General features: G+C 76.3%; 15 protein-coding genes. 5 read left to right on the top strand and 10 right to left on the bottom strand.

Annotated features, from left to right (window positions below; all coding sequences use genetic code 11):
* Positions 1-399: 399 nt before the first annotated feature.
* Entirely contained in the window at positions 400-840 is a 441-nt protein-coding gene (locus ABZW10_RS29610) for a hypothetical protein (RefSeq protein ID WP_355371775.1), read from the top strand.
* A gap of 107 nt (positions 841-947) precedes the next feature.
* On the opposite strand, the gene ABZW10_RS29605 is transcribed toward ABZW10_RS29610, so the two are convergent.
* The 3 genes from ABZW10_RS29605 to ABZW10_RS29595 form a co-directional block, all read right to left on the bottom strand.
* Positions 948-1,730, bottom strand: coding sequence for a VOC family protein (locus tag ABZW10_RS29605; RefSeq protein ID WP_355371772.1), 783 nt, complete (start codon positions 1,728-1,730; stop codon positions 948-950).
* A 169-nt stretch (positions 1,731-1,899) separates the two neighbouring features.
* Complete coding sequence (locus ABZW10_RS29600) at positions 1,900-2,931, bottom strand: hypothetical protein (protein WP_355371770.1); 1,032 nt, start codon at positions 2,929-2,931, stop codon at positions 1,900-1,902.
* A gap of 352 nt (positions 2,932-3,283) precedes the next feature.
* Positions 3,284-4,156 carry a universal stress protein gene (locus ABZW10_RS29595; protein ID WP_355371768.1) on the bottom strand — a complete coding sequence of 291 codons (873 nt, stop codon included), beginning with the start codon at positions 4,154-4,156 and terminating at the stop codon, positions 3,284-3,286.
* Between the two features lie 601 nt (positions 4,157-4,757).
* On the opposite strand from ABZW10_RS29595, the gene ABZW10_RS29590 reads away from it, so the two are divergent.
* Entirely contained in the window at positions 4,758-6,446 is a 1,689-nt protein-coding gene (locus ABZW10_RS29590) for a GAF domain-containing sensor histidine kinase (RefSeq protein ID WP_355371784.1), read from the top strand.
* 49 nt (positions 6,447-6,495) lie between these two features.
* Here the strand turns inward: ABZW10_RS29590 and ABZW10_RS29585 are convergent, their stop codons facing one another.
* The 7 genes from ABZW10_RS29585 to ABZW10_RS29555 all read right to left on the bottom strand — a co-directional run bounded on the left by ABZW10_RS29585 (position 6,496) and on the right by ABZW10_RS29555 (position 12,832).
* Positions 6,496-6,918, bottom strand: a complete 423-nt coding sequence (locus ABZW10_RS29585; RefSeq protein WP_355371765.1) for a pyridoxamine 5'-phosphate oxidase family protein — start codon at positions 6,916-6,918, stop codon at positions 6,496-6,498.
* Between the two features lie 234 nt (positions 6,919-7,152).
* Entirely contained in the window at positions 7,153-7,887 is a 735-nt protein-coding gene (locus ABZW10_RS29580) for a response regulator transcription factor (RefSeq protein WP_355371762.1), read from the bottom strand.
* 130 nt (positions 7,888-8,017) lie between these two features.
* Positions 8,018-8,467: a nuclear transport factor 2 family protein gene (locus ABZW10_RS29575; RefSeq protein WP_355371759.1), complete on the bottom strand. Its 450-nt coding sequence runs from the start codon at positions 8,465-8,467 to the stop codon at positions 8,018-8,020.
* A 105-nt stretch (positions 8,468-8,572) separates the two neighbouring features.
* On the bottom strand, positions 8,573-9,106 hold the full coding sequence (locus tag ABZW10_RS29570) for a hypothetical protein (protein WP_355371756.1): 534 nt from the start codon (positions 9,104-9,106) through the stop codon (positions 8,573-8,575).
* Positions 9,107-9,271: 165 nt separating this feature from the next.
* Positions 9,272-10,987, bottom strand: coding sequence for a cytochrome c oxidase subunit I (gene ctaD, locus ABZW10_RS29565; protein ID WP_355371781.1), 1,716 nt, complete (start codon positions 10,985-10,987; stop codon positions 9,272-9,274).
* 475 nt (positions 10,988-11,462) lie between these two features.
* Positions 11,463-11,921: a pyridoxamine 5'-phosphate oxidase family protein gene (locus tag ABZW10_RS29560; protein WP_355371778.1), complete on the bottom strand. Its 459-nt coding sequence runs from the start codon at positions 11,919-11,921 to the stop codon at positions 11,463-11,465.
* A 77-nt stretch (positions 11,922-11,998) separates the two neighbouring features.
* Positions 11,999-12,832 carry a sigma 54 modulation/S30EA ribosomal C-terminal domain-containing protein gene (locus ABZW10_RS29555; RefSeq protein WP_355371753.1) on the bottom strand — a complete coding sequence of 278 codons (834 nt, stop codon included), beginning with the start codon at positions 12,830-12,832 and terminating at the stop codon, positions 11,999-12,001.
* 209 nt (positions 12,833-13,041) lie between these two features.
* Here ABZW10_RS29555 and ABZW10_RS29550 point away from each other — a divergent pair, with 209 nt between their 5' ends.
* From ABZW10_RS29550 to ABZW10_RS29540, 3 genes are all read left to right on the top strand, one after another.
* The gene (locus ABZW10_RS29550) at positions 13,042-13,686 is read left to right on the top strand and encodes a class I SAM-dependent methyltransferase (protein ID WP_355371751.1); all 645 of its coding nucleotides are present in this window, start codon (positions 13,042-13,044) and stop codon (positions 13,684-13,686) included.
* Between the two features lie 567 nt (positions 13,687-14,253).
* Complete coding sequence (locus ABZW10_RS29545; protein ID WP_355371748.1) at positions 14,254-17,196, top strand: type 2 lanthipeptide synthetase LanM family protein; 2,943 nt, start codon at positions 14,254-14,256, stop codon at positions 17,194-17,196.
* A 180-nt stretch (positions 17,197-17,376) separates the two neighbouring features.
* Complete coding sequence (locus ABZW10_RS29540) at positions 17,377-17,568, top strand: hypothetical protein (RefSeq protein WP_355371746.1); 192 nt, start codon at positions 17,377-17,379, stop codon at positions 17,566-17,568.
* Positions 17,569-17,696: the final 128 nt, after the last annotated feature.

Raw genomic sequence — 17,696 nt, 5'->3', positions numbered from 1 at the left:
GGGGGCTCCGGGGCCGGTGGTGCCCCGCCCGCGGGGGGGGGGCCCGGGGGGGGGCCCGGTTCACCCCTCCCCCGGCGCCCCGCCCGGAACCCGTCGCGACGGACCACCGGGGGCCCTGACGGACTGCTGGCCGGGTCGGACAGTTTGCACCCGTCCTGAGGAGAGCGCCAGGGAACCGGCGCCCGGCTGAAGGAGCTGACCGCCGGCGGCGCCCTGACCGAGGAGCAGGTCCGGCTCTACAACAAGCTGGGCATGAGCTACCAGGACATCAAGGGCCTCGCCGCCATGGGTTCCTGACCCGCTTCCGACTGAACCCGCCGACGCCGGGCGCCCGTGTCCTCAACGGAGGGGCCGCCCGGTCGGCGGGCGGCCCCGGTCAGGACCGACCGAGGAGTGTCCGTGAAGAAGATCAAGACGGCGGTGGCCGCCGCCGTTCTCGCCGGTGCCGCGCTGACGGCGGCCCCCGGTGCCGCGACCGCGGCGCACGCCGCGGCGGCGGTGGAGCCGATGCACTGCATCAGCCCGTCCTGGGGCGGGGAGTACCTCTGCGGCGGCGTGTACGGCTCGCCCGGCATCGTGGAGTACGCCTACCGGGACGGCCGCCGGCAGGTGTTCGTCATCGGCACCGACCACGCCGTGTGGACCCGGTCGAGCAGCGCGTCCGGGAAGAAGAGCGCCTGGACGTCCCTGGGCGGCAACCTGATCGGCGGCGTCGGCATCGTCGCCTCCGACACCGGCCTCGGCCGGTTCCAGATCGCCGCCACGGGCACCGACGGCCGCCTCTGGGCGCGGACCCACGCCCCGGACGGCAGCTGGAGCGCCTGGGCCCGGATCTCCTAGCACCGACGTGCTCCGGGCGGTCGCGGGCCCTGCCGCGACCGCCCGGAGCACGCTGCTGCTGCGCCGTGGCGCCATCGGCGCCGGCCCTCCACGGGCCGCCGGACGGGCTACCCCGCGGCCTTGATCACCGCGAAGACGGCGCCCTGCGGGTCCTGGACGATGGCGATCCGGCCCGCGGCGTGGTCGAACGGCGGGACGAGCACGGTGCCCTTCGCCTTCACCAGCGCGTCCACCGTGCTGTCGGTGTCGTCCACCGCGAAGTAGGTGAGCCAATGCGAGGGCACCCCGGGCGGAGCGCCCTCCAGGGTGGTCATGCCGCCGACCGGGCGGTCGCCGACGCTGAGCACGTAGTAGTCGTCCATGCCCTCCATCGGGGCGGAGCCGAGACCCAGGGCCGGCTGGTAGAAGCGAGCGGCCCCGGGGATGTCCGAGGTGTGCAGTTCGTTCCAGGTCAGCGCGCCGGGCTCGTTGACCACCTGGGCGCCGTAGAAGTCGACGGGCTGCCAGACGCCGAAGACCGCGCCGGTCGGGTCCGCCGCCACCAGCATCCGGCCGACGGTCAGCACGTCCATCACCGGGAACATCACTGTGCCCCCGGCCGCCGTGATCGCGGCCTGGGTGGCGTCCGCGTCGGCACTGGCCAGGTAGGTGGTCCACACCGTGGGCGGGGTCGGGTCCCCCTCCTTCATCGGCTGGGCCGCCATGATCCCGGCCACCGCCTTGCCGTTCAGGGTGCACATCGCGTACCCGCCGGTCTCGGGCGGGCCGATCTCGCCCTGCCAGCCGAACAGGTCCTTGTAGAAGTCGATGGCGGCCTGCTGGTCAGGGGCCATCAGATCGACCCAGCACGGCGTACCGGGCTGGTAGTGCTCAGCGGTCACATCAGGCATCTGCGGTCTCTCCCGTGCGGTGCCGCCCCGGCTGCCCGGGGCGTGCGGTGGCCCCCAAGGACTCACCATCACCGCCCCGGGCGGAGCCCGCCACCCGGACGGTCCCCGGGCCGCACACGGGCACCGCGGGGTCACGCAGCGTCACTCGCGTCGTGCTCTCCCCGGCTCCTCAGGGTCCGGCCGGTCCGGAGGGCTCCGACAGGTCCAGGACGTCCTCCAGCGGCCGGCGCGGAGTTGCGGCACCGGGCGGGCCGTAGCCCACCCGCAGCACCAGCTGGACGTGACCGGGCCCCTCGGCGGGGTCACGCAGGCGCCAGCGCAGATCGGGCCACTCGACCGCCTGGTGCAGCACCGTCAGCCGCAGCCCGTGCACGGTCACCAGCAGCCAGACCCGCTCCAGCGCCTGACCGGTGCGCAGCCAGTCGGCCGGGCCGTCGCCGGTGGTCAGGAGCGTGCACAGCTGGGGCAGCGCCTCGAAGCGCTGGGACGGCTGCGGCGGGCCCTCGTGGAACGGCGGGCGCCCGGCGAACTCGCGCATCGGCACCCGGGCGTCGTGGTCCTGCGGCCCGAGCACGGCGTACGGCAGACCGTCGGAGGCCTCGCCCCCGTCCGGCCGCAGCCAGGAGCGGGTCTCGACCTGCCGGGCGGGGTCGTGGGCGATCCGGTCCTCGGCCTCGGTGGTCACCTCCAGGACCCGGCGCACACCCTCCTCCTCCAGCACCGCGAGCGCCACGCCCTCGTCCCGCGCGGCCGCGATCAGCTCTGCGGCGACCGCCTCGGGGACGTCGCGATTGGTGAACGGCCGGCGGCTGGAACGGCGCGCGGCGATCGCCGGGTAGAGGTCCCGTCCGAACGGGCCGGGGCCCGGGGGCAGGGGCGCGGCGGCGGGGCCCGCGAGGTCGAGGACGGCGAGCAGGTGCGGGTCGGCCGGGTCGGGGAGCAGCCGGACGGAGCCCTCCCGCCCCAACCGGGCCGCCGCGACCCGGAGGTTGAACAGGGCGGCGCCCGCCGCGATGTGCAGCGCGGCACCGTTGGCGTCCGCCAGCGGCACGGACCGGTCCGGGTCGGCGAGCACCTCCACCCCGCCCCCGTCCTGGGTCGGGCGGAACCGCCAGGGCTGGCTGTTGTGCAGCGAGGGCGCCGCACCGCCGGCGGCGGCGAGCAGCCGCAGGTCGGCCGGTGTGAGGGCTGACTGGGACATGGTGATCCTCTCCTTGCCTCGACGCCCGGCGCCGCTCCCCCGCCCGGCACGGCCGCGACTCCCGGTACTCCTGGTACTCCCGAGGGTGCGCCGGGCCCGCGGCCGGCGACAGGGTCCAACGGCCCGGATGCCACGGGCGATCGGTCCCGCCCCCGCCGGGCTGCCTGGCCCGCCCCCGGCGGCCGGGGCACGCACGCCCCGACTGCCCCCCGGTACGGCGAGTTCCGGCCACCCGCCGACCGGGCGGGCGCAGCCGGGGACGAGCGGGCGCGAGGGCCCGGCCGGCCGTGCGGGACGACCGCCACCACCACTCCGGGAGGCGTCACCGCACCCCCGACGCGGCGGGACCCGGTCAGTCGTGCGGGACGACCGCCACCGGGGCCTGGGCGTGGTGGAGGACGGCGTGGGCGATGCGGCCCAGGCGGGGGCCGAGGTCGTGCGGGCGGCGACGGCGGCCGACCACGACCAGGGCGGCGCCGGCGGAGTCCTCGACCAGGGTGCGGGCGGCGCCGAGGCGGACGTGCTCGACGACCTCGGTGTCGGGGTGGCGCTCGCGGTGGGCGGCGAGGGCGGCGGCCAGCGACTTCTCCTGCGCCGCCTGGAGCTGGGCCATCTCCACACCGGACGGCAGGAAGCCGACGACCGCGAAGGCGGGCGGCAGGTCCCAGCCGTGGACGGCGCGGATCCGGGCGCCGCGCAGGGCGGCCTCGTGAAAGGCGAAGTCGAGCACCGCGTCGTCGGGCGCGGTGGCGTCGACGCCGACCAGCACCTCCGGAACCTCCCGCTCGTCCGCCGGCCCGGCGCCCGCTTCCGTCGGCCGGACGACCACCACGGGCACGGCCGCGCGCCCGGCGACCGCCATGCTCACCGAGCCGACCAGCAGCCCGGTGAAGCCGCCCAGGCCGCGCGAGCCGAGCACCAGCAGGCCGGCGTCCTCGGCGGCGGCGACCATGCCGTCCACGGCCGCGTCCAGCACCACGTCGGTCCGGACGGTCAGGTCGGGGTACCGGGTCTGGACGTCCTCGGCGGCGGCGGCCAGCATCCGCTGGGCGGCGACCGGCAGCTCCTCGGGACCGGCGAAGGCGGCGCGGCCGTCGGTGAGCCACGGCCAGGCGTGCAGCAGCCTCAGCGGGGCCCCGCGCCGCAGTGCCTCCTCGGCGGCCCAGTGGGCGGCGGCGGTGCTCTCGGGCGATCCGTCGACTCCGGCCAGGACTGCGGGCGTCATGGGAGGTTTCCTTCCGCTGCGGGTCCGCCGGTACGGGGCGGGCCTCGGGTGGCTGCCGGTGGGGCGGCCGGTGTGCGCTGACGCGCCGTCGGCCCCTGACACCACCCTGGTCCCACGGCGCTCGGGCGGCCAGAGGCCGCAGGGCCCCTCGGGTGAGGGCCGTAGGTCCCGCGAACCGCCGAGTCGTCCGCGGGGGCGGCGCATCAGGCGTGCGAAGGGCGCGCGAGTGGCCGATTGCACCCCGTCCGGCGCGTTCATGACCGACCCCGGCGTTCCGCGCACATGCCTGCGGCACTAACGTGAATCCGACAATCCGACCGGTCGGACGACCGAGCTCGGGCCGGACCAGCAGCACGGAACCACTAGGAGGACGCCGGTGGGCGGCGCGGAGAACACGCGGGCGGACACCGACGGAGACCAGCGCGGACAGGCGGACGGCACCCCGCCGCCCGGCTGCCCCGCCCACACCGGAGCGGCCCCGGCCACGCCGGCCCCGTCCGCGACGGCCCCGAGCACGGCGACCCCGAGCACGACGATCCCGGCCGCCGCCCCGCGCGCCCGGGTCGGGAACGCCGCCCCCGGCGGGCCACGGCTCCCGCAGCTGCGGCTGGACGAGCTGCTGGAGGAGCTCCAGTGGCGGATCGACGCGGCGCGCGGCACCCGTGACCGGGTGCACAGCCTGCTGGAGGCGGTGCTGGCGGTCGGCCGCGAGCTGGACCTCTCCCAGGCCCTGCACCGCATCGTCGAGGCCGCCGCCGACCTGGTCGACGCCCGCTACGCGGCGCTCGGCGTGATCGGCGCGGACGGCTACTCGCTCTCGCAGTTCCTGACCGTCGGGCTCGGCCAGGAGGAGATCGACGCGATCGGCCCGCCGCCGACCGGCCAGGGCATCCTCGGCGAGCTGATCCGCGACCCGCAGCCGCTGCGCTGCCCGGTGCTCTCCGAGCACCCGGCCTCGGTGGGTTTCCCGCCGAACCACCCCCCGATGCACACCTTCCTGGGAGTGCCGGTGCGGGTGCGCGGCGAGGTGTTCGGCAACCTCTACCTGACCGACAAGCGCGGCGGCCTGGACTTCGACGCGGACGACGAGGCGGTCATCTCGACGCTGGCGGTCGCCGCCGGGGTCGCGATCGACAACGCCCGGCTGTACGAGGAGGCGCAGCGCCAGCACCGGTGGCTGCGGGCGAGCGCCGAGATCACCCGCAGCCTGCTGTCGGGCGCGCCGCGGCTGGAGGTCGTGGAGCTGATCGCGCGCCGGGCGCGGGAGATCGCCGGTGCCGAGCTGGCCGATGTGTCCGTGGTGCTGTCCGATCCGGGCGAGCGGGCCGCCGAGCTGACCGTGGAGGTGGCGCTCGGCGGGCGGTCGGAGGCCCGGCTCGGGGTGACGGTGCCGGTGGACGGCACGCTCTCCGGCGCCGCGTACGCCTCGGGCTCGCCGGTGACCAGTGACGAGCTGGAGGGCGACGAGCGGTTCCCGGCTGGTCCGCCCGGGCGGTTCACGGGGCTGGGACCGGCGGTGGCGGTGCCGCTGGCCACCGGCGAGGGGTTCGGGCGCGGTGTGCTGCTGCTGGCCCGGGAGAGCGGTCGCCCGCCGTTCACCGCCGAGGAGACGGGCCCGCTGCTGGGCTTCGCCGACCAGGCCGCGCTGGCCCTGGAGCTGGCCGAGCGGCGGCGGGACGCCGAGCAGCTGACCCTCCTGGAGGACCGCGACCGGATCGCCCGCGATCTGCACGACCTGGCCATCCAGCGGCTGTTCGCCACCGGTATGACGCTGCAGAGCGCGGGCCGGCTGATCGAGAGCCAGAGCGCGGCCGACCGGGTGAGCCGGGCGGTCGCCGACCTGGACGAGACCATCAAGATCATCCGCTCGACCATCTTCGGCCTGCGTGCCCACAGCGAGCCGGACCGCGGCCTGCGCGCCCGCGCCACCCGGGTCGTCGGCGAGGCGCAGGCCACCCTCGGCTTCGCGCCGCGGCTCAGCATGGAGGGCCTGCTGGACACCGACGTGCCGCAGGAGCTGGCCGAGCACGTGATGGCCGTGCTCGGCGAGGCGCTCAGCAACGCGGCGCGGCACGCCAGGGCGAGCCGCGTCGAGGTGGCGCTGCGCGCGGCCGGCGGGAACGTGACGCTCACCGTGACCGACGACGGCGTGGGCCTGCCCTCCGGCGGGCGCCGCAGCGGCCTGCGCAACCTCGCCGAACGCGCCGACCGGGCGGGCGGGAGCTTCGAGCTGCTCCCGGCCGACGGCGGCGGCACCCGGCTGGTCTGGCAGGCCCCGCTCGGCGTGTGACCCGCGCGGCAGCCGGGCCGTCGTGCACCCGGCTGCCGCGAAGGGGGGCTCAGCAGGCGTCGGGTGCCAGGTGGCGTCCGACGACCAGTTCGGGGGCTATCCGGATCTCCACCCGGCTGCCGGCTGCCTGGGACGGGTGGCGCAGTTCGGCGCGGCCGAGGACGGTGACGCACCAGCCGGTGCCGTCGGTGTCGTCGACCTCGTCGGCCTCGAAGGCGATCACCGCGCCGGCGACGGCCCGCGCCAGTTCGGATTCGGCCGCCGTGGAGAGCAGGACGCCACCGAGCGCGTCCAGCCGGAAGCGGATGGGGAGGACGGCGGGCAGGGCGCCCACGGTGTAGACCACGCGGCCCACCCCGGTGCGGCCCAGCAGCTCCAGCGCCCGGGTCTCGTCGAGTTCCCGCGTGTGGCGGTGCTGCGGCCGGACCCGTGGCTCGACCTGCACGGACGCGGCTTCAGGATCGGCGTTCATACCAGCGATGGTCGCCCCTGGGGCCGGGACGGGACGAGGGCCGATGGTCCCGCCGAGAGTCCCGCCCGGCCCCTGGCGGACCCCGGCGAACGTCCCGGGCCCGGCGCCCGGCCGAGTCGGCGCACGACCGCACCGCGAGACGGCGGGAAGGGGGCCGTGCGGGCCCGGACGGCCGACGGCCCCGGTCACCGCAGGCGGGCGGGCGACCGGGGCCGGGTACGGGGGCCTGCGGCGTCAGCCGCGCGGGCCGTGGCCGAGGACGCGCGGGTGGTGGGCCGAGCGGTCGGCGGCGGCCGACTGGCGCAGCTCGGTGGCGATCAGCGCCGCCTGCACCCGCCGCTCGACGCCGAGCTTGGCGAGCAGCCGGGAGACGTGGTTCTTCACCGTCTTCTCGGCGAGGAAGAGCCGCTCGCCGATCTGCCGGTTGGTCAGCCCCTCGCCGATCAGCGCGAGCACCTCCTGCTCGCGCGCGGTCAGCTCCGGGCCGCCGCCGGCCGGCTGCGCCGGCTCGGCCTCGCTGCGCAGCCGGTTGAGCAGGCGGGTCGCGGCGCCGGGGTCGAGCATCGAACGCCCGGAGGCGACGGTGCGCACGGCGGCGATCAGGTCGGTGCCGCTGATCTGCTTGAGCACGTAGCCGGCGGCGCCCGCCATCACCGCGTCCAGCAGCGCCTCCTCGTCGTCGAAGGAGGTGAGCATCAGGCAGGCCAGGTCCGGCATCCGGGAGCGCAGTTCGCGGCAGACGGCCACGCCGTCGCCGTCACCGAGGCGCACGTCCAGGACGGCGACGTCCGGGCGCAGCGCGGGGATGCGCACCAGCGCCTGCTCGGCGGTGCCGGCCTCGCCGACCACCTCCAGGTCGGGCTCGCCGTCCAGCAGGTCGTGCACGCCGCGGCGCACCACCTCGTGGTCGTCCAGCAGGAACACCCGGACCGGTGCCGGTGCTCCGGTCCCGGTCGTCTCGCTCGCCATGTCGTGGCTCCACCTTCTCCTCGCCCGGCACACCACACACCGGGTCCATCGCATCATGCCGTACCGACGGGGCCGCGCCCAGGGTCGAACGGCCCCATTCCGGCCGGATCCGGGTCACGCCGGAGGCTTCCTACGCCTGCGCGTTCTCCGTGAGGGAGGAGAGCACCCGCTCGACGGCGCCGAAGGCGACCGCGCTGTCCAGCGGGTTGGAGTAGGTGCGCGACCAGGTGATCAGCCCGCCGCGCACGCGCGCGAACACCACCATGTCGAGGCTGAAGCGCTTGCCGGTGGCCAGCACCTCGCCGTGCAGCCGGTACTCGGCGACGGCGAGTTCGGGGTCGCTGGTGCCGTGCACGCTGACCCGGTCCACCGCGTCGAAGCGCTGCATCACCGCGCCGCGCCGCAGGTGTTCCACGAAGGCCTCCCGGCCGGGCCGCTGCGGGGGCACTCCGGGGAGCAGGTAGGGCAGTTCGAAGGCGGCGTCGGCGGTGACCAGGTCGGCCACCGCCTCGTCGGGGCCCTCGCCCATCAGCTGGACGAACTGCCGGAGCACATCGCTCGGCGTGGCGGTGGCGGTCATCGGACGCTCCTCTCGGCGGGCCGGGGCGGCGCCCCGGGTCGCCTGATTGATATCCGGCCCGGCCTCGGCTCAGCAAGGGTCCTGCGGAAGAACGGTGACGATCGGTCAGATGCGGTGCCGGCGGGCGTTGCCGAGACCGATGAGCAGGAAGGCGGTGGAGACCGCGACGGCGCTGCCCGCGGCGGCGGCCAGGCGCGGGGCGAGCGGGCCGCCGCCGGAGAGCAGGATGGAGGCGGCGCCGAGCGAGGCGACGGCCAGGCCGACGAGCAGCCAGCCGAGCAGGGCCCGCGGCGAGGGGCGCACCGGGAGGGGCGCGGGGTTCGGGTCGAGCAGGGCCCAGCGCACGGTGTCCTCGCGCTGTTCGGTCCGGCTCTGGAGGTGGGCGCGGATCCGCAGCAGGACGCCGGCGACCAGGCCGGCGAGCGCGATCTGGGCGGCGGGCTGCCAGGCGGGGACGGCCAGCAGCAGGCCGCCGGCCAGGGCCAGGCAGGCCCACCAGGTCACGCAGGCGGCCGCGGCGGTGCGGGCCGAGCGGGGGCGGTCCTCGCCGGCCTGGAGGTCGGCGATGGCGGGCAGGTACCAGACGCAGCCGGACGCGGTGATCGCGGCGGTGCCGATGGCCAGGACGATGTGGGACACGGTGCCGTGCACTCCTCAGGTCTCGGGCGGTTCGGAGGGGGGCCGCTCCCGCCCGCCCGGGGCGACGTGCGGGCGGGAGCGGCGTTGGTGGGGCCGGGCCGTCAGGGCCCGTGACCGGCGGTCGTCAGCCGGCGGTCGTCAACGGGCGTCGTCCGGCCGGCATCGTCAGCCGGCGTCGTCCGGCCGGCCGGAGGCGGCGCCGCCGTCGAGCGCGCGGGCGCGGCGCGGCCTCGGCACGTCGTACTCGGCCGGGATGACCCCGGCCAGGTGCTTGGCGCGCTCGCCGCTGTGCTCCAGGTAGTCGCGGGCGGCGATCTCGGGGTGGTGCAGGTCGAACGCCGGGGACTCGGTGCGGATCCGCGGCAGCTTGGTGAAGTTGTGCCGCGGCGGCGGGCAGGAGGTGGCCCACTCCAGGGAGCGGCCCCAGCCCCACGGGTCGTCGGAGGTGACCTTCTCGCCGTACTTGGCGGTCTTCCAGACGTTGTAGAGGAACGGCAGGATCGACAGGCCGAGCAGGAAGGAGCCGATGGTGGACACCGTGTTGAGCGTGGTGAAGCCGTCGGAGGCCAGGTAGTCGGCGTAGCGGCGGGGCATGCCCTCGGCGCCGAGCCAGTGCTGCACCAGGAAGGTGGTGTGGAAGCCGATGGTGAGCGTCCAGAAGCAGATCCGGCCGAGCCGCTCGTCGAGCATCTTGCCGGTCATCTTGGGCCACCAGAAGTGGAAGCCGGCGAACATCGCGTACACCACGGTGCCGAACAGCGTGTAGTGGAAGTGCGCGACGACGAAGTAGGAGTCGGAGACGTGGAAGTCCAGCGGCGGGGCGGCCAGCAGCACGCCGGTCAGGCCGCCGAAGAGGAAGGTGACCAGGAAGCCGACCGTCCACAGCATCGGTGTCTCGAAGCTCAGTGAGCCCTTCCACATGGTGCCGACCCAGTTGAAGAACTTCACGCCGGTGGGCACCGCGATCAGGAAGGTCATGAACGAGAAGAACGGCAGCAGCACTTGTCCGGTGACGTACATGTGGTGCGCCCACACCGTGACCGAGAGGCCGGCGATGGCGACGGTCGCCGCGATCAGGCCGCCGTAGCCGAACATCGGCTTGCGGCTGAACACGGGGATGACCTCGGAGACGATGCCGAAGAACGGTAGCGCCAGGATGTACACCTCGGGATGGCCGAAGAACCAGAACAGGTGTTGCCAGAGCATCGCCCCGCCGTTGGCCGGGTCGAAGACGTGCGAGCCGAACTTGCGGTCGCACTCCAGGGCCAGCAGCGCGGCGGCCAGCACCGGGAAGACCAGCAGCACCAGGACCGAGGTGAGCAGCACGTTCCAGCAGAAGATGGACATCCGGAACATGGTCAGGCCGGGGGCCCGCATGCAGATGATCGTGGTGATGAAGTTGACCGCGCCGAGGATGGAGCCGAAACCGGAGAGCGTCACGCCCATGATCCACATGTCGGCGCCGACGCCGGGCGAGTGGATCGCGTCGGACAGCGGCGCGTAGAGGAACCAGCCGAAGTCGGCGGCGCCCTGCGGGGTCGCGAAGCCGGCGGCGGCGATCAGCGAGCCGAACATGAACAGCCAGTAGGCCAGCATGTTCAGGCGCGGGAAGGCGACGTCCGGGGCGCCGATCTGGAGCGGCATGATCCAGTTGGCGAAGCCGGTGAACAGGGGCATGGCGAAGAGCAGCAGCATCACCGAACCGTGCATGGTGAACGCCTGGTTGAACTGCTCGTTGGAGAGGATCTGCGTCCCCGGCCGGGCGAGTTCGGCGCGCATGACCAGGGCGAGGATGCCCCCGATCAGGAAGAACCCGAACGACGACACCAGGTACATGGTGCCGATCGTCTTGTGGTCTGTGGTCGTCAGCAGCCTGACCACGGACGAGCCGGGTCGTCTGACCCGTGCCTGTCCCGGTCGGGCGGCGGACGGCGGCGGCGCGCTGTCGCCCTGTGCCTCGATGGCGCTCAAGGACGCACTCCTTCGAAACTTCTGCGGATGGATGGCGATCCATGATCGGAACGCGCCACCCGTGCGCCCTAGGGCCGTTGGACCCAGCGGCCCGGGGCCGGTGGGCCTCTGATCAGGGCCCCCGGGCGGGACCACTGTCCGCCCGGCCGCCCGGCACGGCCGGCCCGTCCCCGGGTACGACGAAAGACCGGCGCGGCCGGGAGAGTTGACGTTCTCCCGGCCGCGCCGGACGGGCGCGGAGCCGTTCCTCCGCGCCGGGGTCCCGGTGGACCGCACACCCCCTCCGGGAAGGGGGCGTACGGGGCCGGGACCCCCGGTAGGGGCCCGCGTCGGGGCGGATCGCGGGCCCGGGGCCTCAGTTGTCCAGTTGTCCGCGGGGCGGGCCCTACGAGGCGGCGGCGGCGCCCGCGATGAGCCGGTAGCCGGCCACCAGGTCGGGCTGGATGGCCACCGTGTGGTCCATCGAGGCGTTCACCCAGGGGCTCAACAGGGCGCGGTAGCGCGCCAGTCGGGCGGGGTCGGTGACCGGCCGGGCGAAGCCGGTGACCACCACGCTCCAGCCGAGCCGGGTCACCGGGTCGATCGCGTCCGCCTCGTAGGCGACCACCACACCGGTGTCCTCGCTGCCCGCCGCGGCGGCGGTCAGCGCGGCGCCGTCGTGCGTGCGGATCACGATGGTGTCGTCGACCAGCAGGTGGTTGACCGGGCGGATCGCGGGCAGCGCCCGTACCGTGAACACGATCCGGCCGAACGGCGCGCCGCCCAGCAGCCGCAGGGCCTCGGCCCGTTCGAGCGGCACCAGCTCGCGCGGCGGCGCCTCGGCGGGCGGTCGGGGCCGTACCATCGAACCGGCTCGGCGGGCCGGCTGCTGCGGCACGACGGAACGGCGCCGCTCGCGCAGCCGGCGGCGGAAGTCCTCGCTCACGAGGCGGCCGCGATCAGGCCGAGGCCGCCGTCGAAGCGCCGGTAGAGCACCCGGCCGCGTCCCGAACCGGGGTGGGCGAAGAACAGGTAGGGCAGTTCGGCGGCGGTCAGCCGCTCGACGGCCTGCTCCTCCGTCAGCTCCGGTGCACCGCACGGGCTGAGGGTCAGCGGCACGGCCGGGTGGCTGGGTGGTCCGGCGGCCACCGTCCGGGCCAGCCGGTAGCCGGTCGGGCCGACCCGGTAGACCACCGCGTCGGTCTCGGTGGCCGGGTCGGTGAACAGGTGGATGTCGAAGTCCATCGCGTCCATGGTGCGGGCGGCGGCGTCCGGCGAGCACCACACCAGCTGGGCCCGCTTGCGCCGGACGATGGGCTGCGGCCCGACCGGGTACGGGAGCGCGACGCGCGCGACACCGGCGTCCGGGTCCGCGGCCCGCGGGACGGCGGCGGCCGGGGCCCCGGACGCGGCGGCGGTCAGCGGCATCCGCGTGCGGGTCCGGCGCGGCCACGGCCTGGGCGCCCAGCCCGAGGTGACGGCGGCCATCCGGACGCGCAGCCCCTCGGTGATCCGGTCCAGCGCCTCGCCGAGGTCGGCGGCGGCCTCCTGGACGCGGATCCGCCGGCCGTCCACCTCGGCGTTGACCTGGGTCAGCACACCCGCCGGGCCCGCCCCGCCCGGGGAGGCCGCCGTGCCGATCGTCCCGACCCGCACCCGCAGCGACTCCACCAGGGCGTCCGCCCCGCCCACCACGGCCGCGATCCGGGCCCTCGCATCGGCCGCGAAGCCCCGCGAAATCCCCTCGCACAACCGCACCGTGACCAACTCGCCCACCTCAGGCCTCTTCCCGTTCCGCCACACTCTGGTCCTGCCGCGCCGACCCGCCCCCGGCGGCCCCGCACTGCGGCGCGGCGATCACCATCCCTCCCCGGCACCCCGCTCGCAAGGGCCGAACGGCCCCATCGGCCCGCGCCCACCGGCCCCGGCGCCGCCCGGTGCACCCCGGGCGCACCGCGCCCGTCCAGCCGTGGCATCATCGGCCCATGTCGGCCTCTGACGACCAGTCCGCGTACTGGAATTCGACCGGAACCACCAAGACCTTCGGCCATCCCCCGCACCCGGACTGGACGGCCCGCCTCGACCGCGGCGCCGTCCTGCTCGACTACGGCTGCGGCTACGGCCGACTCGCGGGCGAGCTGGCCGCGCTGGGCTTCAGCGACATCGAGGGTGTGGACGTGGCGCCCGAACTCGTCGCCCGCGCCCGCGCCGAGCAGCCCGCCGCCCGCTTCTCGGTGCTGACCGACCCGCCGCGGATCGAGCGCCCGGACGGCGCCTACGACGCGGCCTTCCTGTTCGCCGTGCTCACCTGCGTCCCGGACGACGCGGCGCAGGAGGCACTGGTCGCCGAACTGCACCGGGTGCTGCGCCCCGGCGGCCTGCTCCTGGTCAGCGACTACCTGCTCCAGCCGGACGAGCGCAGCCAGGAGCGCTACCGCCGGTCCGAGGCGGACTACGGCCGCTTCGGGGTGTTCCGGACGAGCGACGGCGCGGTCTGCCGCCACCACACCCGGGAGCGGCTGAGCGGGCTGTTCGCGGCGTTCGAGACCGTCGAGGAGCGCGAGGTCCCGGTGCTCACCATGAACGGCCGGCCGGCGGTGGCCGTCCAGTTGCTGCTCGCCCGCCCCTGACCCCGTCCACAAGTCGGGGGCCCGCCCCCTCCGAAAGTAGGGGGTGCGGAGGATCGTGCGGGCGCCCCGTCACAAAGATGGGGGCCGGTCCCCCATGCCCCGACGGCCACCGCAACGACAGGATCAGCAACGAGGGCAGCGCCTTCGACGGCAGCGCGGCCCTCTCCCGGCATCGGAGGTGCGGTGGTGGCAGAGGTGGACGCCGTGCGCAGCACGCGCCTCGACGGGGGCGCCGGACCGGTTCAGGGCCCGGTCGCACCGGCGGTCCCCTCGGCCACACCGTTCCCGCACACTCCGATGCCCGGCGACTTCCCCGCACCACCGACAACAGCACCGACCGCAGCACCGACCCCCGCACCGCCCGCGGGATCCGCCCGCCCCGGACCGCCCGGTCCGCCGCCGGACCCGCACCCGATCCGCCCCGCCCTCCCCCAGACTCCCCGCTCCCACCCCGGTCGGCTCCGGTCCCCCCGTGCCGGCGGCCCCTCATGGTGGGAGCGGGGCCTGACGCCGGGCCGGCCGGTCCCCGCCGCCCGCCCGGACTGGGCCGCCTTCACCGAGGCCGCCGTGGCCGCCGCACCGGTGCGCCCGGTGGTGCCGCGCGCCGCCTACCCGGGCCTGAGCGGCTTCGCGCTCGTCCTTCAGCCCTTCGCCGACCGCGCGCAGGTGCGGCTGCTGACCGCGCTCTCCCCCGCCGTGCGCGCCGCCGACCAGCAGGGCCGGATCGACCTGCCCGCGCTGCGCGCCGAGTTCACCTCGCGGCTGACCGAGCGGCTGGCCCGGACCGCCGCGCGCACCCTGGTCCTGGAGCTGCACACCGCACGCGCCGCCGGGCGGCTGGCCGGCGGCACCCCGCAGGAGCGGTTCCGCTCGTTCCTCGCGCTCACCGCCCGCCGGGAGGGCCTGGCCGCGCTGCTGCGCGACTACCCCGTGCTGGCCCGGCTGCTCGCCCGCGCCTGCCTGGACGCCGCCGACGCGCACGCCGAACTGCTCGACCGGTTCGCGGCCGACCGGGCCCTGCTGGTCACCGGTCTGCTGCGCGGACGCGACCCGGGCGCGCTGGTCGCCGTCGAGGCCGACGCGGGCGACCGCCACCGGCACGGCCGGGCCGTCGCCGTGCTGCACTTCGCCAACGGCGGCGCCGTCGTCCACCGGCCCCGTCCGCCCGCCGCGCACCGGCACTTCAACACGCTGCTCGGCTGGTACGGCGGACGGCCCGGCGTCCCCCGGCTGCGCGCGCTGGGCCTGCTCGACCGGGGGTCCCACGGCTGGACCGAGTACGCCGAGGCCCGCCCCTGCCTGACCCGCTACGACGTCGAGCGCTTCTACCGCCGCCAGGGCGCGCTGCTCGCCCTGCTGCACGTGCTCGACGGCACCGACCTGCACTTCGAGAACCTGATCGCCTGCGGGGACCAGCCGGTGCTGGTGGACGTCGAGACGCTGTTCCACCCGCCGGCGGGCGGCCCGGCCACCGAACCCGGCCTCGCCGGGGACCCGGCGGCCCGCGCCCTCGCCGAGTCCGTCCACCGGGTCGGCCTGCTGCCGCAGCTGCTGATCGGCGACGACGGCGCCGTGGACGTCTCCGGCATCGGCGGCGGCTGCACCGGGCGGCGGCTGTCCCCGGTCGACGGCGTGGACTGGGCGGGCGCCGGCACCGACGAGATGCGTCTGGTGCGCCGCCCCCGGCCGTTCGGCGAGGCCCGCAACCGGCCCCGGCTGGGCGGCGCGCCCGTCGAACCCGCCGAGCACACCGAGGCGCTGCTGGCCGGTTTCCGCGCCGGTTACACCGCGCTCGCCGACGGCCGGGACGAACTCACCGGCCCGCGCGGGCTGCTGCGCTGCTTCGCGGACGCCGAGGTGCGGGTGGTGCCCCGGGCCACCCGGGTCTACGCCCGGCTGCTCGACGAGTCCACCCACCCGGACGTGCTGCGCGAGGCCGGCGCCCGGCAGGCCGTGCTCGACCTGCTGCGCACCGACGCGGTCGACGACCCGGGCCGCCCCGGACTGGCCGACCACGAGATCGCCGACCTGTGGACCGGCGACGTCCCGTTCTTCACCACCCGGCCCGGCTCACGCGACCTGTGGACCAGCGACGGGCGCCGACTGGCCGGCGAGCTGGCCGAGTCGGGGCTGGCCCGGGCCGAGGTCAAGCTCGCCACGCTCGGCGCCGTCGACCGCAAGGACCAGGAGTGGATCGTCCGCGCGGCCATGGCGGGCGCCGCCGACACCCCCGCGCACCGACCCGGCCCGCCGGGGCCGGAGAACGTCTGGGCGACCGCCCCCGAGCCCGAACGGCTGCTGGCCGCCGCACGGGGCCTCGGCGACCAGCTCGTCGCCGCCGCCTACCAGGGCCGCTCGCGCACCAACTGGCTGGGGCTGGAACTGCTCGCCGACCGCTACTGGCGGGTGCGCCCGCTCGGCGCCGACCTGGCCGGCGGCTACACCGGCACGGCGCTGTTCCTCGCCCAGCTCGCGGCGCTCACCGGGACCGACCGCTACGCCGAGGTCGCCCGCCGGGCCCTCGCGCCCGTCGCCGGGCTGCTCGACTCGCTCGCCGCCCACCCCGACCACCCGGCCGCCGTCGGCTCCGGCGCCTTCGCCGGCCTCGGCGGCATCGCCTACGCGCTCACCGAACTCGCCCGGCTGCTGGGCGATCCGCTGGTCGGGGCGTGGAGCGGCCCGGCGGTGGCGCTCACGGCGGCCGCCGCCGAGCGCGAGGACGACCCCGGTGTGCACAGCGGCACCGCCGGCGGGCTCGCCGCCCTGCTCGCCGTGCACGCCGCGGGCCGCGGCGGATCGGCCGGGACCGGGACCGCGGGCGCCGGACCGGCCGGCGCCGTCGATCCGGTCGCCTCCGCCGCGCTGGCCGCCGCCGGCCGCTGCGCCGAGCGGCTGGCGGGCCGTCCCCTCCCGGCCGGCACCGGCTTCGCCCACGGCTCGGCCGGCATCGGCTGGGCCCTGCTGCGCTACGCCGAGGCGGTCGGCGAACCCCCCGACGGCCCGCACCACCGGGCCGGGCTGGCCGCCCTGCACGCCGCCACCGCCGTCCGCTCGCGCGAGGGCTCCTGGTGCCGGGGCCGCCCCGGTGTCGCGCTCGCCGTCGTGGACAGCCCGCTCGCGCTCGCCGACCGCCGGCTCGCCGACTGGGCCCAGCGCGCCGTGCGGAACACCGCCCGCGCCGCGCCGCTCGGCGACCACAGCCTCTGCCACGGCGAGTTGGGCGTGCTGGAACTGCTCGGCCGGCACGGTCCCACCGCCGGGCGCACCCCGTGGGTCCGGCGGGCCGGGGCGCTGCTGGCCGCCGTCGACCAGGACGGTGCGCGCCCGGGCACCCCCGACCAGGTCGCGCACCCCGGGCTGCTCACCGGCCTGGCCGGGATCGGGCACGGGCTGCTGCGGCTCGGCTTCCCGGACCAGGTGCCGCCCGCCCTGCTGCTGCGTCCCCGGGTCCCGGCGGCCGAGGCCGGGAAGCGCGCGAACACCGGTCCGCGCGCCGCCGTTCGCGCCTAGCGCCCCCATGCGCGCGCGTCACGCGCGTTCTGCACCACCGGTACCACCGGCCCCTGCCGTCCGACCGAACCGGCGCCACCCGAACGACGTCCTCTCCACCGGGCGTCGTCCCGACCGGACGTCCGTACCATCCACACCATCAGAACCATCCATCCGCGACCACGAACGGAGCTCCGGACCATGAACGACCACGACGAGCATCTGACCCCGACTCAGTCCGCCGTCCGCCCCGGCGAGACGGCCCAGCACCCGGCCGGCGAGATCCGGCTGCGCCCGGGCCACGGCCTGGGCCTGCGCTCCCGGCTGCTCGCCGGCACCGGCGGGGCCATCCCGCCGATCGTCGAGTTCCCGACCATGACCACGCCCTTCTGAGAACCGCCCGTGCCACCGCACCACCCCCGGCCCTGAGCGGCCGGGCCGTCCGCCGCCGGGGAACGGGCAGCCCCCCGGCGGCGGACCCATACGGACCCATACGGACCCTCGCGGACTCGCGCGCGCTC

The sequence above is a fragment of the Kitasatospora sp. NPDC004723 genome (assembly GCF_040609255.1).
In the GTDB taxonomy this organism is placed as follows: Bacteria; Actinomycetota; Actinomycetes; order Streptomycetales; family Streptomycetaceae; genus Kitasatospora.
This window is presented reverse-complemented; position numbering and strand designations above follow the sequence as displayed.